Origin of the sequence: Bradyrhizobium sp. CSA207, from assembly GCF_029051685.1 — a bacterium.
Lineage (GTDB): Bacteria > Pseudomonadota > Alphaproteobacteria > Rhizobiales > Xanthobacteraceae > Bradyrhizobium.
Genome location: NZ_JAACFT010000003.1, coordinates 135,346 through 154,438, shown reverse-complemented (window position 1 = coordinate 154,438; position 19,093 = coordinate 135,346). Strand labels below are relative to the sequence as shown.

Below are 19,093 nucleotides of genomic sequence, written 5' to 3'. Positions count from 1 at the left end.
CAAGGGTGAAAGGTACGCTGATTCCCAGATTACAGCCATTTCCGGTATTTTTCGGGAGCTTTATTGACGTCCGGCGCCGAATCCGCGCTTCAGCCGCATGACGTAGCCGATAACTTCGGCGACCGCGTGGTAGTGCTCAGTGGGGATTTCCTCGTCGATCTCGACGGTGGCGTAGAGTGCGCGGGCCAGCGGCACGTTCTCGACGATGGGGATGTCGTGCTCGCGCGCGATTTCCCGGATCTTGAAGGCGAGATTGTCGACGCCCTTGGCGACGCAGATCGGTGCCTGCATGCCGCGCTCATAGGACAGCGCCACCGAATAGTGGGTCGGGTTGGTGATGATCACGGAGGCCTTGGGAACCGCCGCCATCATGCGCTTCTTGGCGCGCTGCTGACGCAGTTGCCTGATCTTGCCCTTGATGTGGGGGTCGCCCTCGGACTGCTTGTACTCTTCCTTGATCTCCTGAAGCGACATCTTCTGCCGCTGGAACCAGCTTCGGTACTGGAAGAAATAGTCGGCAATGGCGACGATCGCGAGCGCTGCGACCACCGCGCCGAGCAGATGGATGGTCATGCTGGTGGCCGCGCCGAGCATGGCTGCGGGATCAAGCCTGACCATCGCCTCCATCCGGTGCCGCTCCGGCCACAGGATCACGGTCATGACCACGCCGACCGCGACCAGCTTGCCGATACCCTTCAGAAAGTTCGCCGCCGCCTGCTTGCCGAAGATGCGCTTGAAACCGGCGCCGGGCGAGATCTTGCTGAATTTTGGCTTCAGGGATTCGGCCGACCACACCAGGCGATGCTGAAGCATGTTGCCGGCAATCGCCGCCAGCGCCAGCATCAGCAGCGGCACGCCAAGCGCCGCAAGCAACGCGAATTCGAGCTGCTGCATCAGCGCGAGCAGAGCCTTTCCGTCGGTTTTGATCATCCAGGAATTGGCGAGCAGACCGCGCATTGGCGTCACCAGCCCGCCGCCGATCGAGCCCGAGAAGGTCGAGACCACGAGCGTGCCGCCCGCGATCACGAACCAGGTGTTGATCTCCTGGCTCTTGGCGACGTCGCCGCGTTCGAGGGCATCGTCCAGACGTTTTTGCGTCGGGTCTTCTGTTTGACTCTCGGGATCGTTGTCTTCAGCCATCGATCACCTTCACTTGAGCGGCATCATCTGGTGCATGACACCGATGAAGTAATCGAGATATGTGCCCATCATCGCCGAGATCACCACGCCGAGCACCAGAAAGCCCACGAAGATCGACAGCGGCACGCCGACGAAATAGACCTGCATCTGCGGCATCAGCCGCGCCAGCACGCCGAGCCCGATGTTGAAGACGAGGCCGAATACCAGGAACGGGCCCGAAAGCTGCAAGCCGAGCCGGAACGCCGCGGCGAACGCCCGCGTCGCGAGCGAGGCGACGTCGCCGCTCGACACGGTCTCGCCCGGCGAGAAGATCGTATAGCTGTCGTTGAGCGCGGCGATCACCAGATGATGACTGTCGGTCGCGAACAGCAGTGTCACGCCGAGCATGGTCAGGAAATTGCCGACCAGCACGCCCTGTTGGCCCTGGGTCGGATCGACCGAAGTGACGAATCCCAGACCCATCTGCTGCGCGATCACGGCACCGGCGACCTGAAGCGCCGACAGCGTCACGCGCGCGGTCGCTCCCAGCACGATGCCGATCGCGATCTCATGCAGCATCAGCACCAGCAGCGGAGCGATCGAACCCATGTCGACGTGATAGGCGTTGCGGTGCAGGGGCAGGATGATGAGCGTGAGCAGCAGCGCGATCGACAGTTTGATCCGCGTCGGGATGTTGGACTCGCCGAGCCCCGGCAACAGCATCACCATCGCGCCGACCCGAGCGAAAGCGAGCATGAAGGCTGCGGCGAGCGCCGGCAGCAGCGAGACGTCGATGCGCATAGCGCCCGCATTCTGCCTCAGCCGCCGATGATTCGCGATGATATCCGCAGCATGTGGGAATGGAGCGCGTCGGCCATGAACGGCAACGCCAGCAGCATGGTGGCGAATATGGCCAGGATCTTCGGCACGTAGATCAGCGTCTGCTCCTGGATCTGCGTCAGCGCCTGGAACAGCGACACGATGACGCCGACCACGAGCCCCACCACCATCAGCGGCGATGACACGATCACGATGGTCCAGATCGCATCGCGCGCGACGTCGAGGGTTTCAGGTCCGGTCATTACAAAGTTCCTTTTCATTCTCACCTCCCCATCGCTCCTGCGAGCGAGGTGAAGACCTATCCCCGTCATTGCGAGCGCAGCGAAGCAATCCAGACTGCCGCCGCGGAAAGGTTCTGGATTGCTTCGCTGCGCTCGCAATGACGATCGGGCGCCGAAATCAGATCGGCATCTTCATGATGTCTTCATAGGCCGCGATGACGCGGTCGCGCACCGACACCAGCGTGGACACGGCGACGTCGGTGTCTGCGACCGCCGTCACCACGTCCATCACGTTGGCCTTGCCGGCGGCCATCGCCACCGTCTGCGCATCGGACTTGCGGCCGGACTCCATGACGCTGCCGACGGCGTCTTTCAGGAGCGAAGCAAATGATTGCCCGGTCGCCTCGGTGCCCTTGCTGGCGCCGCTGTTCTCCAGCACGCGGGCAAGGTTGGCATAGGCATTGGCTGCGATTGTCGGTGATGCCATGGCTTAAGGTGTCCCGTTCAGGATTTGAGAATGTCGAGCGTGCGCTGGATCATCCGGCGCGTCGCACTGATGATGTTGACGTTGGCCTCGTAGGACCGCTGCGCGTCGCGCATGTCGGTCATCTCGACCACCGAGTTCACGTTGGGATATTTGACGTTGCCGGTGGCATCCGCCGCCGGATTGTTCGGCTCGTACTTGACGCGGAAGTTGGACTGGTCGGGCCGGATCTTGCCGAGCGTGACGACCTGCGCATCGAGCGTACGGTCGAGCGCGGAGGAGAAGGTCGGCACCTTGCGGCGGTAGGGGTCGCCGCCGGCGGTCTGCGACGTCGAATCCGCGTTCGCGATATTCTCCGAGATCACCCGCATCCGCCCGGCCTGCGCCCGCAGGCCGGAGGTCGCGATCGCCATCGAGCGAGCAAAGTCGCTGCTGTCATTTGCCATGGTTTACCTCCTCTAGCCCTTGCCGATCGCGGTCTTGAGCAGATGCAGGCTCTTCGAGTACAGCGAGGTCGCCGCCGCATAGTCCATCTGGTTGCTCGAGGACTTCATCATCTCCTCCTCGAGATTGACGGCGTTGCCCGCGGGGCGGGTCTCGAAGCCCGCATTCCTGTTCTGGTCGAAGCCCGAGGGCGAGCCGGATGGCGTCATGTGGGAGCCGCTGGTGCGGGCGAGGGCCAGGGGGCCCATCGAGCCGGTGACCGCGCCGGTCTTGTCGAACTTCGGCTCGACCAGATCGCGCGGCCGGAAATTGGGCGTATCGGAGTTGGAGACGTTCTCGGACAGGACGCGCTGGCGTTCCTGGTGCCATTGCATCTTGGTGCGAAGCGCCGACAGCACCGGGAGGTCGTTGATGGACATCGTTGCGGCTCCTTCCGCCCCCGGACCTGTGTCCGAAGCTAGGCAGAATTTGCCGCGTGTATGGTTAACGGGTGGTTAAAGGTGGCGCAGGCGCATGTCCCCTGCCGGGACAAGTCGTTGCCCCCGTGATTCTATGGTCCGAAAAGCGGCATTAACCCAACCGTTTGGCGGCCCGTGCACAGGCCAAGAAGTCGTTTTGGATCGGGCGATTCATAGGTTATTAAGAGCTGGGGACGGCAAAATCTGCCGTGGGACATTAAGAAATCGCAGTTTGGGGCATCCCGCGCCAGTGGTCGGCGCAACTGACCACGGGCACGAGAAAAGCGCCATTTGTCGGGGACAAGTATGCAAGGCAGCCCTATCACCTTCATCGTCGCGTTCATCGTCGTTCTGGCGTTGATTGGCGTCGCTGCATGGCTGGTTCGCCGATTCGCCAGCAGCCGGCTCGGTGCCAACACCCAGCGCGGCAGGATGCCCCGGCTCGCCGTGATCGATGCCGCCGCGGTGGACGGCCGCCGGCGCCTGGTGCTGGTCCGGCGCGACAATGTCGAGCATCTCCTGATGATCGGTGGCCCCACCGACATCGTCGTCGAACCGAACATCGTGCGCGCCGCGCCCGGCCGCGACCAGCTGCCGCAGCGTTCCAATGCCGCCGAACCGCCGCGTCTTGCGCCCATGCCCGACACCAGCGGCTGGGCCGACGAAGCGCCGCGACCCGAACTGCTCGATCATCCCGAGCCGCAAATGCCGGAGCCGCCGCCGCGGCCCTCGCGGCCGTCATTTGCCGACGAAGTGCGCCGGCCAGCGCCCGCTCTGGCCGAGCGCCGCAGCGATCCCCTCGCCGGCTTTACGCCCGAGCCGATCGCACCGCGCCCGGAACGCGAGCCGCGTCCCGAGCCGGCGCCGCCGCGCGTTGCCCGCAGCGAACCACCCTTGATGCCGCGTCCGTCCCGCCACAGCGAGCCGGTGAAGGTGCCGCCGGTGCGCGCCGAGCGTGCAGCCGCGCCGCCTCCGCCGATCCCGCAGGCTCCGCCCGTTCCGCCGCCGGCCCCGGCCCCTGCGGCGCCCTCGAGCGCCGAGCAGAATCTCGCCGAAATGGCGCAGCGGCTCGAAGCCGCGCTGCGCCGTCCGGCCGGCGAGACGGTCGCGCCTCCGGTTGCGCCCGAGGCACCTGCGCCGCGCGCGGCACGCGCCGAACCGCCCGCCGCACCGGCCGCGCCAGCGAAACCGGCCACAGAAAAGACCAGCTTCGAGAACCTCGAAGACGAGATGGCCTCCCTGCTCGGCCGTCCAAAGCCACCTTCGTGAGGCTGCCGGCCCTCCCGCGTAGAGTTCTTCTTCTTTCTGTCCTGATCGGCGCGGCCTCGCTCGCAAGCCCTGCGCATGCGCAGGACATCAGCATCAATCTCGGCAGCCAGGGCGGCGGCGTCACCGAGCGCGCGATCCAGCTCATCGCGCTGCTCACGGTGCTGTCGATCGCGCCGTCGATCCTGATCATGATGACGTCGTTCACGCGCATCGTGGTCGTGCTGTCGCTGTTGCGCACAGCGATGGGCACCGCGACCGCGCCGCCGAACTCGGTGATCATCGCGCTGGCGATGTTCCTCACCTTCTTCGTGATGGGCCCCGTCCTGCAAAAATCCTACGACGACGGCATTCGCCCACTCGTCGCCAACCAGCTCGGCGTCGAGGACGCGCTCCAGCGGGCCTCGGTGCCCCTGCGCGGCTTCATGCAGAAGAACGTGCGCGAGAAGGACCTGAAGCTGTTCCTTGATCTCTCGGGCGAGCCGCCGCCGACCACACCCGACGAACTCGGCCTGCGCATCCTCGTCCCCGCCTTCATGATCTCCGAGCTGAAGCGCGCCTTCGAGATCGGCTTCCTCCTGTTCCTGCCGTTCCTGATCATCGATCTCGTCGTCGCATCCGTGCTGATGTCGATGGGCATGATGATGCTGCCGCCCGCGACGATCTCGCTGCCGTTCAAGCTGATCTTCTTCGTGCTGGTCGACGGCTGGTCGCTGGTAGCGGGGAGTCTGGTGCAGAGCTACGGGGGCTAGCGGCCGGAAGGGCGTTCGCGCGGCACCCTACCGCGTCATCTTGATCTGCCGCACGGCGGGGATCTTCGGCAGTGAGCCGGTATGCTCGGCTTCGTCCTTGGCCTGGGGGGCTGCCGGCGCGCGGGCGGTGGCGTCGGGGAAGCGCTGCTTCATCTCGCGCAGGAAGCCGTCGAGCGTGTCGACGCTGGCAGCCAACTTGGCGATCTCGGCAAATTCGGCGCTGGAGGCTCCGGCCGGCTTGCTCGCGATGTCGAAGGCGAGCCGGTCGGCGCTCTCGCTCATCAGCGGCGCGTATTTCTCGCGGAAGCGCGACAGGCCGATCGAGTCGTCGGCCAGCGCATAGCCGACCGCGGCGCGGATGACGTCGCTCTTCTCCACCGAATTGAGCGGCTTGAAGTCGCGGAAACGCTCGCCGTAATAGAGTTCGAGCTGCTCGGCGGATTCACGCCAGCGCCGCGCCGCCCAGAAGATGTCGGAGCGCAGTCGGAGCACCTCTCGCCCCGAGACGTTGGAGACGATGTCGAGCGCGAGATCATGGCGGCCGACGTCGCTCTGCGCACGCGCCTCCAGCAGCAGGCGCTGCTGCCGCAGCTCGCCCGAGAGATCGCTGATGCGGCTCGCGCGCAGCGCCGAAATCGCCATGTCGGGCTTGCGGTTGGCAAGATAGATCATCGAAAGCCGCGCGGCGACCTGCGCGCGCGCAGCGCCTTCGAGCCGGTGGTCGACCTGGTATTGCAAGAGCTCGGCAGCCTGGTCGAGCAGATCGATCGAGGCCAGACGGTCGGCCAGGCGGCGGATCAGTTCGTCGCCGCGCCGGCCGATCGGCGTCAGCTCGCGGAACTCGTAGAACATCGCGAGCGCCTCGATCGGCGGCAACTCGTCGCCTTTCGGCCCCAGGAATATCTGCGTGAACAGGTCGGAGGCGAGATCCTGCGCCAGGCGCGAGGCCTCGGCATTCGGTTGAAGTTTGGTCGCCGTGCGTGCCGCGGTGAGCGCGTCACGGTAGCGCCCGTTCTCCGAGTACATCCGCGACAGCAGCTGGAGCGTCTTGACCTCGATCGCGTCGCCGCGCCAGGTCATCGACAGCGTTTCGAGCTCGCCCAGCGCCTCTTCCTTGCTGATCTCGTCGCGCTTCTGTCGCAGCGCGACCTCGAGCTGCTTGGCCTCTGCCGCGGCCTGACGGTCGTTCGAGGCGACCGCGATCTTGTAGTCGTCGAGCGCATCCTTGTCGTGACCGAGCGCCTCGGCGAGCCGGCCGCGCAGCACCGCAAAGGCGGGCGCCGTCTCGGGCGGCACGCCGACCACCTCGATCTCGCCGCGGCGCTTGGAGGCACCGGCATAGTCCTTGACCTCGAGCGAGGCGCGCATCGCATCCATCGTCACGATGCGCTGGATGTCCAGCGGCAGCGAGGCGATGGCGAATTCGACGTTCTTGAATTTCTCGCGCGCATCGGCCCATTTGCCCTGGCGTGCATAGGCGAGCGCCTTCCAGAGCTGGGAGTCGTGGCTGTTGCCGATCACGGGATTGGCAAGGTCCTTCAGGCCCTGCGCCGGCCGGCCGATCAGGATGCTTGCGATCGCATGCATGATCAGCGCGCCGCTCTCCTCCTTGTTGAGGGGATCGCTCAGCATCAGGTCGGTGACGGCCTTGGCCTCGTGATACATGGCACGTGACATGTAGAACTGCGCGAGGTCGAGCCGCGGCAGCGAGCGCATCGCCGGTTCGACGGCCGCGATCGCCGTGATCAGATCGCCCTGGCGCGTGATGAAATTCTCCGACTGGCCCTTGCGCCAATTTTCTGGACTGAAGATCGGCCGCACCGCGGTCGGCGCCCGCTCGGCGGAGATGTCGACCGGCGACAGCGTCAAGCCGCCCTTCTTGCCGAGAATGACCTTGTCGGCCCCGACCTCAACCCCGATCTCGTCGGAGTTTGGCCGGATCGCAATACCGTGCGCGGATTCCAGCAGCGAGAGATCGACGAGGTCCTGGCGCTTGATGAAGCCGCGGACCGGCCGCTGCGCGGTGACGATATAGAGCGTGTCGCCGGCGTCGGGATCGGTCAGCTTGTGCAGAAGGCCCGGATTGGCGAAGGGAATGGCGATGTTGGCGAGCGCGGGATCGGTGATGTTGCGCGACATCATCAGCGGCAGCGGCGTCGCCTGGATCTTGTCGGCGAGCGTCAGCAGCCAGTTCGTCTCCTTGCCGACCTCCTCGGTCGACAGCGAGTAGACCAGCGGCCGGGTGAGGCGAATGCGAACGGCCTGCCCCTTCTTGAGCGGGATGCGGCTGACCTCGCCGATCATCGCCCCGCCCCTGGCGCGGATCGGCTCGACGTCGATCGGTTTTGGCGTATCGAACACCAGCCAGATCGTATCGCCGCGGCGGAACGCTGCCGCAGGCGTTGCGACCTGAAGCGGGAACGTCACGCGCAGACCGTCGCTGTCGCGGCGCGCATCGACGCTGGCCGCGGCAGGCTGCGGCGCGGCCGGAGCCTCGGCAGCCTTGGTCGTTTCCTTGGTCGCTTCGTTGATCGTGTCCTTGATCGTTTCCTTGGCCGGCTCCTTCACGACCTCCTTGGGAGCCTCGGTGACCGCAGACGCCTCCGGCTTGGCGGGCGCAACCGCAGTTTCCGCGACAGGCGCCGCAGGCTTGGGCGCTTCGGCAGCGTGCGCAGCTTCGGGCGCGGCCGCAACCGGTGCCGGTGCTGGTTTCGGAGCTTCCGCAGGCGGCGCTGCAACGAGGGATTCCGGCTTGACGTCGATCTTGGCTTCGCGCGCGATCGTCTCGGACGTCGGCGGGATGATCTCGCGATGGGCGTCTTTCTTCTCGGCCGCCGGCTTTTCAGCAGCCGGTGCCGGTCCGTGACCGGCCGGCTTGGCCTGCGCGATCGGCGCCTCGGGCGTCTTGCCCTTGTCCGGCTGGAAGGCGATGTCGACGACGTAATTCTTCTCGTCGCGGAAGGAGTGCACGTCGGAATCGCCGATCAGCGATATCTCGACCGCGGTCTGGTCAATGTCGGCCCTCTGCTTGATCGAGGCCACGTTCGGCGGCGCCGCCACGACGGCATCGGCAAGATCGAAATTGAGGTTGGCGTTAAAGGCCAGCGTGAGCTTCTGTTCGTTGAGCACGGAGGAGACCCCGACGCCGTCGGGCATTTCGAACACGAAACGCACGAAGGTCGGTTGCACCGAGGCACGCACGCGGATCGTCGGACGCTTTTTGCTCTCGGCCGCGGCACGCTGGGCGCGCAGCGCCCGCTCGGCGACGCGCGCCCGTTCGGCGAGCTCCTTGACGACGTCCATGGGCAGGCTCGGCGGCGGTCCCTTCCAGCCCTCCGGCAGCAGGTCGACGAAGGTGCGCTCACCTGCATTCATGGTGTTGACGGTGACACGCCGCGCCAGCGACAACCGGATCGCACCGCCGTCGGGATCGCGCCGGGCGGAGTTGACGTAGTCGGGCGCGCCCTCCGGAACGCGGTCGACGGGAACGTCGACGGGGCGATCGAAACGGATGATGAGGATCGAGCCCGCGGTCGTCACCTCGGAGGGAACATCCTCGCCGAGCTTGATCACGAGACGGGCAAAGCCGCCGCCGGCCGCGAAAGTCGCCTCGCCGCGGATCGGGTCGGCGGCACGGGCAGCCGCGCTGAGGCCGATCAGAAGGCAGGCTGCCAGCACGGGCGCCTTGCGGACATGGCGCGACAGTCCTCGCGCCATGGCGCGGGCTCGCGACAACAATCCAGCGGCAGCCTCTCGCGCCATTGGCGGCATTTCTTCCGGTTCGACCGTCCATGCCGGCACTGGCGCCGGCCCGTTCCGTGAACTGTAGATTTTGGCAATTAAGGACTTCTTAAGTATGAGCCCTCAATTCGGCTTTTGCGTCGGCTTGCCATCGATCTTCGGGAGATCTCCGGCCGAGGCGGACTGGTCTCCGCCGCCATTGGCACGCCGCGCCATCTCGACCGTCAGCCGCTCGGCGGCCTCGGACGACATCAGGCCGAGGATGTCCGACATCTTTCGCGGGGCGATTTGCGAGGCGATCTCGATTAGCACGCCCATCTCCAGCCGGTCGAACACCCGCGCAGCGTCCTTGGGCTTCATGCCTTCATACATGGTCACGAGGCCCTTCATGCGCTGGGCTTCGGCGGCCTTCTGCTCGGCCTGGGTGGTGGAGATGCGGGATTCCACCGCCTTCATCTCCTCGACCTTGTTCTCGATGCGCTTCTCGGCCGACTTCAACAGGCTCTCGCGGATGTCGATCTCGCGCTGGCGGGCCTCGATCTCCTGGCGGCGCGACTGCAGCCGCTCCAGGATCGCGCGCTCCGAGGCCGAGACCTGCGGTTGGGACTCCTCGACCTTGACCACGGTGCCCTCGGGCTTGGTCTCGGGCGCGGCCGGCTTGGGCGCCTCCTTCGGCGCACCATGCGTCGATCCCGTGATGTCGGGGTCTTCCCGCCCGGTCGGGAAATTCAGGTTCTCCTGTGCCCACGACTTCTTCGCCGAATTCGGCTTGTAGTCGAAGACATAGCCGCCGTTGATCGCGAGGCCCGCGACCTTCAGCATGGCGAGACCTGCGACCGCAACCAGGACGACGGGAATGACGCGGATGTTACGAAAGGACTTCATACCTTGACTTTATGCAGCCAGACCGTTGGACCTTCGGCGCTCGGAGAATGCTTCGGCCGCAGCCGCAACCGCCTTCGCCGCCGAGGGCCTGGCCGCGGGCGCGGCAGCCATTTCCGGATTCGTGACCGGTCGCGCGGCGATCGCGATCTTGGAGAGACGCCGCACCACGTTGTCGGCTTCCCCCAGCTGCTTGTAGAGCTGGTCCGACATCTGGGTGGCGGCGGCGAGCTGGCTGCCGAGATTCTCGTTGACGTCGCGGACGGCGAGCTTCAGCCCGCCGATCGCGCGCTCGGCGATCTCGGTCGCGGTGATCAGCTCGGCGATGACCGCCTTCAGCGAGTGCTCGTCCGCCTTCAGCCGCATCAGCCGCTTGTTGAGCAGGATACAGTAACCGATCGTGAGCATCAGCAGGATAGCCACCAGCGTCTCGATCGCCATTCCCAGGGAGTGGTTCATGGGGCCTCCATCATCTTGTTCTGCTCGTCCACTTTCTCGAACATCGCAAGTGTCGTACTTGGCTTGCGCAGGGGTTTCGTCACCCGTATCGCGACGCGGTCGCCGACCCGGCCCATGCGTCCTTCGGTAAGGGTGACGTCGCCGCAGCGCACGGTGACGTTGGCATCCGCCCGCATTTCGAGCGGCAACGTGTCGCCGACCTTCAGCCGCATCAGCTGCTTGAGCGGAATGTCGGCCTCGTAGAGCACCGCGTCGACGGAGATCTCGGCCTGCCCGATCTCGGTGGCGAAATGGCCTTCCCAGATCTGATCGCGGCCGAACTTTTCGCCCATGAACATCTGGAGCAGGACGCCCCGGATCGGTTCGATGGTCGCATAGGGCAACAGGAGTTCGATGTTGCCGCCGCGGTCTTCCATGTCGATGCGCAGGCGCACCAGGATCGCGGCGTTGGCAGGACGGCTGATCGCGGCGAAACGCGGATTGGTCTCGAGCCGGTCGATCGTGAAGGTCACCGGCGACAGCGGCCGGAACGCCTGCTCGGCATCGGCCAGGACCACCTCGACCAGGCGCTTGACCAGCTCGGTCTCGATCGTGGTGTAGGGCCGGCCCTCGATGCGAAGCTGGCTGGTGCCGCGGCGGCCGCCGAGCAGCACGTCGATCATCGAGTAGATCAGGTTGGAATCGACCGTCGCCATGCCGAAGTTTTCCCACTCCTCGGCCTTGAAGACGGTGAGGACGGCCGGCAGCGGGATCGAGTTCATGTAGTCGCCGAAGCGCACCGAGGTGATGCGGTCGAGCGAAACTTCGACGTTGTCGGAGGTGAAATTGCGCAAGCTGGTCGTCATCAGCCGCACCAGGCGGTCGAAGACGATTTCGAGCATCGGCAGACGCTCGTAGGAGACCATCGCCGAATCGATGATCGCGCGAATGCCGGAATGATCGTCGAGGGTGACGTCGCCGACGGTGAAACCGAGGAGATTGTCGATCTCCTCCTGCGACAGCACGCGCTCGCCGGAGTTCTTGCCGCTGCCGAGATCGCGGCTGCCGTCCTCGACCATGGCCGCCCATTGCAGGGCCATGGTCTCGGACAATTCATTCTCGGAAGCAGCCTTCGCGGCCTCAGCGGGATCCTCGGAATCAAGCGAGGCCTCCCATTGGGCGGCAATTGCATCCTGATCGACCTGGTCGTTGCCCGCCATGATCCCTAGTCCACCCTGTTCACTGGATCACGACTTCCTTGAACAGCACCGCGCCGACCTGGATCGGCGCGACCGCGGCATTGACGCGCTTGGTCAGCTCTTCCTTGAGGCGAAAGACGCCCGCGGAGCCGTTGAGGTCGGATGGGCGCAGTTCCCGCACATAGGTCTGGAAGATGTCGGTGACGCGCGGCATCGTCGGCTTGATCGCCTCGATCTGCTTCTCTTCCTTCAGCTCCAGCACGATCTTCAGCCGCAGATATTGCACGCGCTCCCCGGGCGTGCCGGCGAGGTTGACCATGATGTCGGGCACGTCGACAAAAGCCGGCGGCTTCGGCGGCGCCGCCGCCTCGGCATGATGCTCATCGTCGCCGTGACGAAAGAAGAAGAACCAGGTCGCCGCGCCGCCGCCGAGGATGGCGAGCAGGCCGATGGCCATGATGATGAGCTTGAGCTTGTTCTTCGGCGCAGCGGCTTCTGCCCCTTCGGCGGCTGCACCGCCTTCCGCTTCATTCTCTGCCATGGTTGCCGGGCTCGCTCATCTCTAAGTCGGATCGAAAGAGCGAAGCCCCCTGGCAGACAATGACGCGATACGAATGCCCCAGCGCAATGCGCTCCTCTTGCACGCAAACGCTACGGTAATAATGGTTAACGGAATCTTTCGATTGGGTCTCAGCTAGGAAAATTCTGCCGGGCAAACATGGTCAACAGACCCTTTCTGCCGCCCCTCGGCGCCCGCGATAAACAGCCAAGTATTTGTAATAACGATATTTTCCGAGTTGGCACGGCTTTCGCTCAGAAGGGAGCGAGACCCAACGGTTTGGGAGAACCTGACGGTCTCGTTCACGGGGTTGGCCAAGACGCTTGGGAGAGCGACGCGGCGGGCCCCACTCAGGGGAGATTGATCCGATGCAGAACGCGCTTCTGATCGGCTTGTCACGGCAGATGACGTTGGAACGGCAGATGGATGTCATCGCCAACAACGTCGCCAATGCCAACACCAACGGCTTCAAGGCCGACCATTCTCTGTTCGAGGAGTATCTCAACTCGAACGCACGCGAGGACAATTTCGTCGGCTCCGACCGCCGCGTGTCCTATGTGCAGGACCGTGGCACCTTCCGCGACGTCGGCCAGGGGCCGATGGAGCCGACCAATAATCCGCTCGACATGGCCATCGACGGTAACGCCTTTTTCGCTGTGCAGGCCAATGGCGGCGAGCGCTACACCCGCGATGGCAAGTTCTCGCTCAACAGCACCGGCCAGCTCGTCACCTCCGACGGCAACCTCGTGCTCGGCACCGGCGGCCCGATCACCTTCCAACCGACCGATCACGACATCAACGTCGCACCCGACGGCACCGTCACCGTGCTCGAGGGCACGGCAAAGACCGACTCGATCCGCGGCAAGATCCGCATGGCCTCGTTCGACGATCCGGCCAGGCTGACCAAGCTCGGCGCCAATCTCTATGACGTCGGCTCCGCGACCCCGCAGGCCGACGCCAGGTCGAACGTGCGCCAGGGCTACATCGAGAAGTCGAACGTGAACTCGGTCGGCGAGATGAGCCGCATGGTGGAGGTGATGCGCAGCTACACCTCCATCGCCAGCCTGCTCCAGCAGCAGAGCGACATGCACAAGTCGGCGATCGAGAAGCTCGCCGACGTTCCGGCCTGATTAAGGGAGAACTGACATGCAGGCGCTTCATACCGCAGCGACCGGAATGGCGGCACAGGAACTCAACGTTCAGGTGATCTCCAATAACATCGCCAACCTGCGCACCACCGGCTTCAAGAAGCAGACGGCGGCGTTCCAGGACCTGATCTACGAGCACGTCCGCCGCGTCGGCGCCCAGGCCTCGGACCAAGGCACCATCGTGCCTGTCGGCGTCGACATCGGCGGCGGCGTCAAGACCGTCGGCACGCCGCGCAGCATGACGCAGGGCACGCTGTCGCAGACTGGCAACGATCTCGACCTCGCGATCTCAGGCGAAGGCTTCTTCAAGATCCTGATGCCCGACGGCACCTTCCAGTACACCCGCGACGGCACCTTCCAGATGGACAATCAGGGCCGCATCGTCACCGCGCAGGGCAACCCGGTACAGCCGACCATCACCATCCCGAACAACGCCTCCGGCCTCACCGTCAACGAGCAGGGCCAGGTCTCGGTGACCCTGCCGGGTTCGTCGACCTCGGCCGTCCAGGGCCAGATCGGCGTGACCCGTTTCATCAACAAGGCGGGCCTTCAGCCCGTCGGCAACAACCAGTTCACCGAGACGCCCTCCTCCGGCCCGCCGCAGGACGGCACCGCGAACGCCGAAGGCTACGGCAAGCTCACGCAGGGCAGCCTGGAGCAGGCCAATGTCGACGTCGTCTCGGAGATGAGTGACCTGATCGCGGCCCAGCGCGCCTACGAGATGAACGCCAAAGTCATCAGCGCCGCCGACCAGATGATGCAATCGACCACGGCGCTGTTCCGCTGAGGTGATGACGATGATCCGCACCACGCTCGCCACCATCTCTGCCCTCGTCGCGTTGGCGCTGCCGGCGCAGGCCGCCGACGACGGCATTGCCGCGCCGACGCTGCGTGCCAGCGTCACCGTCACCTCCGACCTGGTGCGGGTCGGCGATCTCATCGACAATGCGGGCTCGGCCGCGCTGATCCCGGTGTACCGCTCGCCCGATCTCGGCACCACCGGCGCGCTGCCGGTCGCGCAGGTCCTGAGCGTGCTGCGGGCCAAGCAGGTGATCGGCGTAATGACCGGCGACATCAAGGAGGTCGCGGTCACCCGCCTCGCCCGCACGCTCGGCAACAAGGACCTCGAAAACGCGGTCGCCTCGGCGCTGGAGCGCCGCTTCGGCCTCGGCGATGCCGCCAACATCACCATCACCCTCGACCGCGGCATCTCCGAGATGCGGCTGGATGCCTCCAACAGCGGCGCGCTCCAGCCGGTCGCGACGCGTTACGACGCACGCAGCGGCCGTTTCGACCTGACCTTCGAGATCAGCAACGACAACAACCCGGCGCCGACCAAGCTGCGCTTCACTGGCACCGCGATCGAGACCGTAGAGGTCGCCGTGCTGACGCGGGACATCGAGCGCACCGAGATGCTGAAATCCTCCGACGTCGCTCTGGAGCGCCGGCCGAAAGCAGAGGTTACGGGCGAGCCCGCCTCGCGCGACCGCGCGGTTGGCATGCAGCTCCGCCGGCCGATGCGGGCGGGCACGCCGATCCGGGTTGCCGACATGGCACGGCCCGAATTCGTGCAGCGCGACCAGAACGTCACCATCATTTACCAGGTGCCCGGCCTCTACCTCACCACGCGCGGCAAGGCGGTCGAGAGCGGAGCCGAAGGCGACATCGTCAGCGTGCTCAACATCCAGACCAAGCGCACGCTGTCCGGCGTCGTCACCGGCCGCGGCCAGGTCACGGTCCAGGGCGCCAGCCAGTCCGTGCCGATGGCCCCTGCGGTCGAGCAGACCTCGTCGCTCCAGCGCGAAACGCCGGCCGCGGCTGCCCCTGCTCCGGCCTCGCAGACCAAAATCTCGCAAACCCAGATCCCGCCAGCTCAATTCCTGCAAGCTCAAGCCAAGTCAGAGTAAGTCATGTCCGCTTTCAGTTCGGCTTCCCGTCTTCGTCGCCTCGCGCTCGCCGGTTTGCTGCTCGCAACCTGTGCGCTCGCGAGCGGCTGCTCCTCGATCGACCGCTTGTCGCAGATCGGCGAGCAGCCGAAACTGTCGGCGATCGACAATCCGACGACGCAGCCCGGCTACAAGCCGGTGCAGATGCCGATGCCGAAGCCGGAAGTCGCCTCCTACAATCCGAATTCGCTGTGGCGCAGCGGCAGCCGCGCGTTCTTCAAGGATCAACGCGCCCACCAGGTCGGGGACCTCCTGACGGTGGCCGTCAACATCACCGACAAGGCCAACATCGAGAACGACACCCAGCGCAGCCGCACCAACTCGGAAAATTCCGGGATCAGCGACTTCCTCGGCGCCAAGACGATCACCCAGGCCAACAAGATCTTGCCCGGCCGCATCCTGACTGCCGACTCCACCGCATCCAGCGAGGGCAAAGGCAGCGTCGAGCGCAAGGAAGCTTTGCAGACCAACGTCGCCGCGGTCGTGACGCAAGTGCTGCCGAATGGCAACCTCGTGGTCGAAGGCAAACAGGAGATCCGCGTCAATTACGAGATCCGCGAGCTCGTGGTCGCCGGCATCGTCCGCCCCGAGGACATCCAGAGCGACAACACCATCGATTCCACCAAGATCGCCCAGGCCCGCATCGCCTATGGCGGCCGCGGCCAGATCATGGACGTGCAACAGCCGCGCTACGGCCAGCAAGTCATGGACGTGCTGCTGCCCTTCTAGCCTTCTCCCAAGCTCCCACATCGTGTTCGCGAACCTAGGCGCGAACGACGATGTACGACGCGGCCCTCGCTAGCTCCCCTGGCGAGGGCCGCATGTATTTTGCGGTAGCGATTTGGCCGATTGGTCCGCGACCACGAATAATGATGAGCGCGAGCCTAGCCACGCGCTCCAGTGTCATCGTCCGCGAAGGCGGACGATCCAGTACTCTGAGACATCCGTGGTTGCATCCATGTGACGCGGCGTACTGGATTCCCCGCCTTCGCGGGGAATGACTATAATGACTATGGAGAGTGCCGCTGCACCATCACGTAAACTCCGCCTCCACCGTCCCCAGCCCGTCCAGCTCCATCCGCACCTTGTCGCCCGCCTTCAGCCACAGCGTCTTGACGAGGCTGCCCGTCAACACAAGCTGGCCCGCATGCAGCCCCTTGCCTTCGGCGGCGAGATGGTTGGCGAGCCAGGCGAGGGCGTTGTGGGGGTGGCCGAGCACGTCGGCGCCGGTGCCGTGGCTGACCTCTTCGCCGCCCACGATGGCGCGGCCCTTGACTGTCTTCAGGTCCGGCACGGACGAGCGCGGAACCGACGGCCCCAGCACGCAGCCGGCGGCGAAGAAATCGTCCGCGATCAGCGTGGGCGCGCCCATCGTCTCCCACTTCACATAGCGGTCGTCGACGATCTCGATCGCGGGATGATAGGCATCGACGGCTTCGCCGACCCATTCGGCCGTGAACGGCGCCTCGCCGGGCGCGAGGTCGCGCTTCAGCCGGACCGCGATTTCGCATTCGACGCCGACGCGGACATAGTCGGAGGCGGCGAGCTTCACCCCGCTCTCATGCACGCCCTTCTGGAACACCCCGCCGCCGCAGGGATGCGGGATGCCGATATAGTCCTGCATCACCTGGCTGGTGCAGCCGATCTTGTAGCCGACCAGCGGCCCGAGATGCGGCAGCAGGAGATCGTGGAGCGCACGCTGGACTTGATAGCCCTCGGCTTCGTCGGCGGGAGGACGCTCCAGCGCCGCGAGCGGCGCGTGATTGCGGCGCGCGAGCGCGATCGCCTTTGCGGCTTGGAGAATTTTGTCCATCGGCGCCGCCTCCCACGCTACGCGATCATGCGTGGCAGTGGAGCATCCCCGCCCCCGCCTGACAAGCATGGGCGCGGCCGTACAGCGTCCCGCCTCGACCAAGCCAGGCCGGACCACCCGCAAGAGCAGGCCAACCCCGTCGCGGAACAGTTGCCGCCTCGTGCCGGCGTTTAAGGAAAAATTTGAGTTGCGCGAGGCTTTATGGAGGGGTGCTCATCCTGCAGCATTGCTGCAGATGACGCGAAACGCGTGAGTGCAGCGATGCTTGATGTTGCTCGCCCGGCGCCTCAACATTCGAGTCGATCCCGTTGATGCGACTCGCAAAACTTCTCGCACTTGAGGTGAATGCTGTTTCTCATCTGAACTCACGTGAGCTCGGAGGAGTTGAGTCTAGCCCATTGATCGCGATTCAGTTTTCGCGATTGCGGCGGCGGGCTTGGGGCGGACGGCTGAAAAACAGCACACAACGCCAACCGCGGCGCGAGGCGGCGCTTTGCGTCCACAAAAACAAAGAGCCGCAACTCTGCGGCTCGGACTTTATTCGTCGCGATAGACCTTCTCGCGCTTCTCGTGGCGCTCCTGCGCCTCCACCGAGAGCGTCGCGATGGGCCGGGCCTCGAGCCGCTTCAACGAGATAGGCTCGCCGGTTTCCTCGCAATAGCCATAGGTGTTGTCCTCGATGCGCTGGAGCGCGGCGTCGATCTTGGCGATCAATTTGCGCTGGCGGTCGCGGGCGCGGAGCTCGATGGCACGGTCGGTTTCGGACGAAGCCCGATCGGCGAGATCGGGGTGGTTCACGTTCTCCTCCTGCAACGCTTGCAGGGTGAGCTTGGACTCTTTGAGGATCTCATCCTTCCAGGCCAGGAGCTTCAAACGGAAGTACTCCTTCTGCCTGTCGTTCATGAAAGGCTCTTTTTCGGTTGGTCGGTAATTTTTCAACTTTTCCAAGGGCGGCCTATCTGTCTAAGCAACGACTCGCACACGGAACGGAGTGCGTTGAGCCGGGCTTATATAGCGGCGTCCTGTGACAGACAATATTTCCCTCCTATCTGGGGGCCCGCCCCCAAGCCCTTGCACAGGAAGGTTTATCCGCAAGGGCCCGGGGACGGCCGAGACTCAGTAGCCGACCGTGAAGCGCTGCCTGAGGTGGGCGGGACGCTCGATCTCGTCGGCGAGCGCGATGGCGTAGTCGGCGAAGGTGATCCAGCTTTTGCCGTTCGCATCTGCGAGAAGCTGATCCGTCCCGAGCCGGAACTTAGCCGTCCGTTCGCCCTCGATGAACAGGGCCGACGGCGAGATGAAGGTCCAGTTCAGGTCCTTTTCCTGCCGCAACAGATCGAGGAAGGCGGAACCCGCCTCAGCCTCAGCCTTGTATTGGGCCGGAAAACCGGGAGTTGTGACCAGCTTGACGCCAGGAGCGACCTCCAGACTGCCGGCTCCGCCGACGACGAGGTAGCGCCCCACCTTCGAGTCCTTGGCCGCGCCGACCAGTTTGTGTGGATCGCTGGCGAGGAAGTGCACGGAACTCACGGCAACGTCGTGCCCGGCCCACAGCTTGCTCAGACCAGCCTGATCGAGCACGTCGCCCTTGGTCGGCCTGACGTTCGGCAGCGCCGCAATCTTCTCGGGATTCCGCGCGATCGCGGTGACGCTATGGCCGCGGCGGGACAGTTCCTTGGTAATTTCGGACCCGGCCCGGCCCGAGGCGCCGGCAACTGCGATTTTCATGGAAGGCTCCTTTGCTTCTGTGGTAACTAGTGGTTACTAGATATCGCAAGGAATG

Annotated in this window: 20 protein-coding genes; 6 read left to right on the top strand and 14 right to left on the bottom strand. The window is 65.0% G+C overall.

What is annotated here, in order from left to right; genetic code table 11:
- Nucleotides 1-60 precede the first annotated feature (60 nt).
- The 6 genes from flhB to flgB form a co-directional block, all read right to left on the bottom strand.
- Entirely contained in the window at nucleotides 61-1,140 is a 1,080-nt protein-coding gene (flhB, locus tag GWG65_RS04060; protein ID WP_275194099.1) for a flagellar biosynthesis protein FlhB, read from the bottom strand.
- 9 nt (nucleotides 1,141-1,149) lie between these two features.
- Entirely contained in the window at nucleotides 1,150-1,920 is a 771-nt protein-coding gene (fliR, locus tag GWG65_RS04055; protein ID WP_275194098.1) for a flagellar biosynthetic protein FliR, read from the bottom strand.
- Between the two features lie 17 nt (nucleotides 1,921-1,937).
- On the bottom strand, nucleotides 1,938-2,201 hold the full coding sequence (fliQ, locus tag GWG65_RS04050; RefSeq protein ID WP_015684971.1) for a flagellar biosynthesis protein FliQ: 264 nt from the start codon (nucleotides 2,199-2,201) through the stop codon (nucleotides 1,938-1,940).
- Between the two features lie 157 nt (nucleotides 2,202-2,358).
- Nucleotides 2,359-2,667, bottom strand: coding sequence for a flagellar hook-basal body complex protein FliE (gene fliE / locus GWG65_RS04045; RefSeq protein ID WP_275194097.1), 309 nt, complete (start codon nucleotides 2,665-2,667; stop codon nucleotides 2,359-2,361).
- A gap of 17 nt (nucleotides 2,668-2,684) precedes the next feature.
- Nucleotides 2,685-3,110 (bottom strand): flagellar basal body rod protein FlgC, encoded by a 426-nt coding sequence (flgC, locus tag GWG65_RS04040; protein WP_275194096.1) that lies wholly within the window; start codon nucleotides 3,108-3,110, stop codon nucleotides 2,685-2,687.
- A gap of 12 nt (nucleotides 3,111-3,122) precedes the next feature.
- On the bottom strand, nucleotides 3,123-3,527 hold the full coding sequence (gene flgB, locus GWG65_RS04035) for a flagellar basal body rod protein FlgB (protein ID WP_275194095.1): 405 nt from the start codon (nucleotides 3,525-3,527) through the stop codon (nucleotides 3,123-3,125).
- A 345-nt stretch (nucleotides 3,528-3,872) separates the two neighbouring features.
- Here flgB and GWG65_RS04030 point away from each other — a divergent pair, with 345 nt between their 5' ends.
- Both GWG65_RS04030 and fliP read left to right on the top strand, forming a co-directional pair.
- Nucleotides 3,873-4,835: a flagellar biosynthetic protein FliO gene (locus tag GWG65_RS04030; protein WP_275194094.1), complete on the top strand. Its 963-nt coding sequence runs from the start codon at nucleotides 3,873-3,875 to the stop codon at nucleotides 4,833-4,835.
- Nucleotides 4,832-5,584 (top strand): flagellar type III secretion system pore protein FliP, encoded by a 753-nt coding sequence (fliP, locus tag GWG65_RS04025; RefSeq protein WP_275194093.1) that lies wholly within the window; start codon nucleotides 4,832-4,834, stop codon nucleotides 5,582-5,584. Before GWG65_RS04030 ends, fliP begins: the two co-directional genes overlap by 4 nt.
- A gap of 27 nt (nucleotides 5,585-5,611) precedes the next feature.
- On the opposite strand, the gene GWG65_RS04020 is transcribed toward fliP, so the two are convergent.
- From GWG65_RS04020 to fliL, 5 genes are all read right to left on the bottom strand, one after another.
- On the bottom strand, nucleotides 5,612-9,346 hold the full coding sequence (locus GWG65_RS04020) for a tetratricopeptide repeat protein (protein ID WP_275194092.1): 3,735 nt from the start codon (nucleotides 9,344-9,346) through the stop codon (nucleotides 5,612-5,614).
- 102 nt (nucleotides 9,347-9,448) lie between these two features.
- On the bottom strand, nucleotides 9,449-10,210 hold the full coding sequence (locus GWG65_RS04015; RefSeq protein ID WP_275194091.1) for a flagellar protein FlbB: 762 nt from the start codon (nucleotides 10,208-10,210) through the stop codon (nucleotides 9,449-9,451).
- 9 nt (nucleotides 10,211-10,219) lie between these two features.
- Nucleotides 10,220-10,666 carry a DUF6468 domain-containing protein gene (locus GWG65_RS04010; protein WP_275194090.1) on the bottom strand — a complete coding sequence of 149 codons (447 nt, stop codon included), beginning with the start codon at nucleotides 10,664-10,666 and terminating at the stop codon, nucleotides 10,220-10,222.
- Nucleotides 10,663-11,865, bottom strand: coding sequence for a flagellar motor switch protein FliM (fliM, locus tag GWG65_RS04005; protein ID WP_148742071.1), 1,203 nt, complete (start codon nucleotides 11,863-11,865; stop codon nucleotides 10,663-10,665). Before fliM ends, GWG65_RS04010 begins: the two co-directional genes overlap by 4 nt.
- A gap of 19 nt (nucleotides 11,866-11,884) precedes the next feature.
- The gene (gene fliL, locus GWG65_RS04000; RefSeq protein WP_275194089.1) at nucleotides 11,885-12,385 is read right to left on the bottom strand and encodes a flagellar basal body-associated protein FliL; all 501 of its coding nucleotides are present in this window, start codon (nucleotides 12,383-12,385) and stop codon (nucleotides 11,885-11,887) included.
- Nucleotides 12,386-12,771: 386 nt separating this feature from the next.
- Between fliL and flgF the strand changes: the two genes are divergently transcribed.
- Genes flgF through flgH form a run of 4 tightly spaced genes read left to right on the top strand, consistent with a single transcriptional unit; the run spans nucleotide 12,772 to nucleotide 16,226 of the window.
- On the top strand, nucleotides 12,772-13,533 hold the full coding sequence (gene flgF / locus GWG65_RS03995) for a flagellar basal-body rod protein FlgF (protein ID WP_275194088.1): 762 nt from the start codon (nucleotides 12,772-12,774) through the stop codon (nucleotides 13,531-13,533).
- Nucleotides 13,534-13,549: 16 nt separating this feature from the next.
- Nucleotides 13,550-14,338 carry a flagellar basal-body rod protein FlgG gene (flgG, locus tag GWG65_RS03990; RefSeq protein ID WP_148742065.1) on the top strand — a complete coding sequence of 263 codons (789 nt, stop codon included), beginning with the start codon at nucleotides 13,550-13,552 and terminating at the stop codon, nucleotides 14,336-14,338.
- Between the two features lie 10 nt (nucleotides 14,339-14,348).
- Nucleotides 14,349-15,458, top strand: a complete 1,110-nt coding sequence (gene flgA / locus GWG65_RS03985) for a flagellar basal body P-ring formation chaperone FlgA (protein ID WP_275194087.1) — start codon at nucleotides 14,349-14,351, stop codon at nucleotides 15,456-15,458.
- Nucleotides 15,459-15,461: 3 nt separating this feature from the next.
- The gene (gene flgH / locus GWG65_RS03980; protein WP_275194086.1) at nucleotides 15,462-16,226 is read left to right on the top strand and encodes a flagellar basal body L-ring protein FlgH; all 765 of its coding nucleotides are present in this window, start codon (nucleotides 15,462-15,464) and stop codon (nucleotides 16,224-16,226) included.
- Between the two features lie 304 nt (nucleotides 16,227-16,530).
- On the opposite strand, the gene GWG65_RS03975 is transcribed toward flgH, so the two are convergent.
- The 3 genes from GWG65_RS03975 to GWG65_RS03965 all read right to left on the bottom strand — a co-directional run bounded on the left by GWG65_RS03975 (nucleotide 16,531) and on the right by GWG65_RS03965 (nucleotide 19,038).
- The gene (locus tag GWG65_RS03975; protein WP_275194084.1) at nucleotides 16,531-17,310 is read right to left on the bottom strand and encodes a fumarylacetoacetate hydrolase family protein; all 780 of its coding nucleotides are present in this window, start codon (nucleotides 17,308-17,310) and stop codon (nucleotides 16,531-16,533) included.
- A 537-nt stretch (nucleotides 17,311-17,847) separates the two neighbouring features.
- Nucleotides 17,848-18,213: an RNA polymerase-binding protein DksA gene (gene dksA, locus GWG65_RS03970; RefSeq protein WP_085966600.1), complete on the bottom strand. Its 366-nt coding sequence runs from the start codon at nucleotides 18,211-18,213 to the stop codon at nucleotides 17,848-17,850.
- Between the two features lie 213 nt (nucleotides 18,214-18,426).
- Complete coding sequence (locus GWG65_RS03965) at nucleotides 18,427-19,038, bottom strand: NAD(P)-dependent oxidoreductase (protein WP_275194076.1); 612 nt, start codon at nucleotides 19,036-19,038, stop codon at nucleotides 18,427-18,429.
- Nucleotides 19,039-19,093 lie beyond the last annotated feature (55 nt).

Excerpts from the sequence above, each read along its gene's own strand:
- flhB (WP_275194099.1), bottom strand. The coding sequence starts at position 1,140 with ATGGCTGAAGACAACGATCCCGAGAGTCAAACAGAAGACCCGACGCAA.
- flgB (WP_275194095.1), bottom strand. The coding sequence starts at position 3,527 with ATGTCCATCAACGACCTCCCGGTGCTGTCGGCGCTTCGCACCAAGATG.
- GWG65_RS04020 (WP_275194092.1), bottom strand. The coding sequence starts at position 9,346 with ATGGCGCGAGAGGCTGCCGCTGGATTGTTGTCGCGAGCCCGCGCCATG.
- fliL (WP_275194089.1), bottom strand. The coding sequence starts at position 12,385 with ATGGCAGAGAATGAAGCGGAAGGCGGTGCAGCCGCCGAAGGGGCAGAA.
- fliR (WP_275194098.1), bottom strand. The coding sequence starts at position 1,920 with ATGCGCATCGACGTCTCGCTGCTGCCGGCGCTCGCCGCAGCCTTCATG.
- GWG65_RS04010 (WP_275194090.1), bottom strand. The coding sequence starts at position 10,666 with ATGAACCACTCCCTGGGAATGGCGATCGAGACGCTGGTGGCTATCCTG.
- flgH (WP_275194086.1), top strand. The coding sequence starts at position 15,462 with ATGTCCGCTTTCAGTTCGGCTTCCCGTCTTCGTCGCCTCGCGCTCGCC.
- flgA (WP_275194087.1), top strand. The coding sequence starts at position 14,349 with ATGATCCGCACCACGCTCGCCACCATCTCTGCCCTCGTCGCGTTGGCG.
- fliE (WP_275194097.1), bottom strand. The coding sequence starts at position 2,667 with ATGGCATCACCGACAATCGCAGCCAATGCCTATGCCAACCTTGCCCGC.
- GWG65_RS04015 (WP_275194091.1), bottom strand. The coding sequence starts at position 10,210 with ATGAAGTCCTTTCGTAACATCCGCGTCATTCCCGTCGTCCTGGTTGCG.
- fliQ (WP_015684971.1), bottom strand. The coding sequence starts at position 2,201 with ATGACCGGACCTGAAACCCTCGACGTCGCGCGCGATGCGATCTGGACC.
- flgF (WP_275194088.1), top strand. The coding sequence starts at position 12,772 with ATGCAGAACGCGCTTCTGATCGGCTTGTCACGGCAGATGACGTTGGAA.
- GWG65_RS03965 (WP_275194076.1), bottom strand. The coding sequence starts at position 19,038 with ATGAAAATCGCAGTTGCCGGCGCCTCGGGCCGGGCCGGGTCCGAAATT.
- fliM (WP_148742071.1), bottom strand. The coding sequence starts at position 11,865 with ATGGCGGGCAACGACCAGGTCGATCAGGATGCAATTGCCGCCCAATGG.
- GWG65_RS03975 (WP_275194084.1), bottom strand. The coding sequence starts at position 17,310 with ATGGACAAAATTCTCCAAGCCGCAAAGGCGATCGCGCTCGCGCGCCGC.
- dksA (WP_085966600.1), bottom strand. The coding sequence starts at position 18,213 with ATGAACGACAGGCAGAAGGAGTACTTCCGTTTGAAGCTCCTGGCCTGG.
- GWG65_RS04030 (WP_275194094.1), top strand. The coding sequence starts at position 3,873 with ATGCAAGGCAGCCCTATCACCTTCATCGTCGCGTTCATCGTCGTTCTG.
- flgC (WP_275194096.1), bottom strand. The coding sequence starts at position 3,110 with ATGGCAAATGACAGCAGCGACTTTGCTCGCTCGATGGCGATCGCGACC.
- flgG (WP_148742065.1), top strand. The coding sequence starts at position 13,550 with ATGCAGGCGCTTCATACCGCAGCGACCGGAATGGCGGCACAGGAACTC.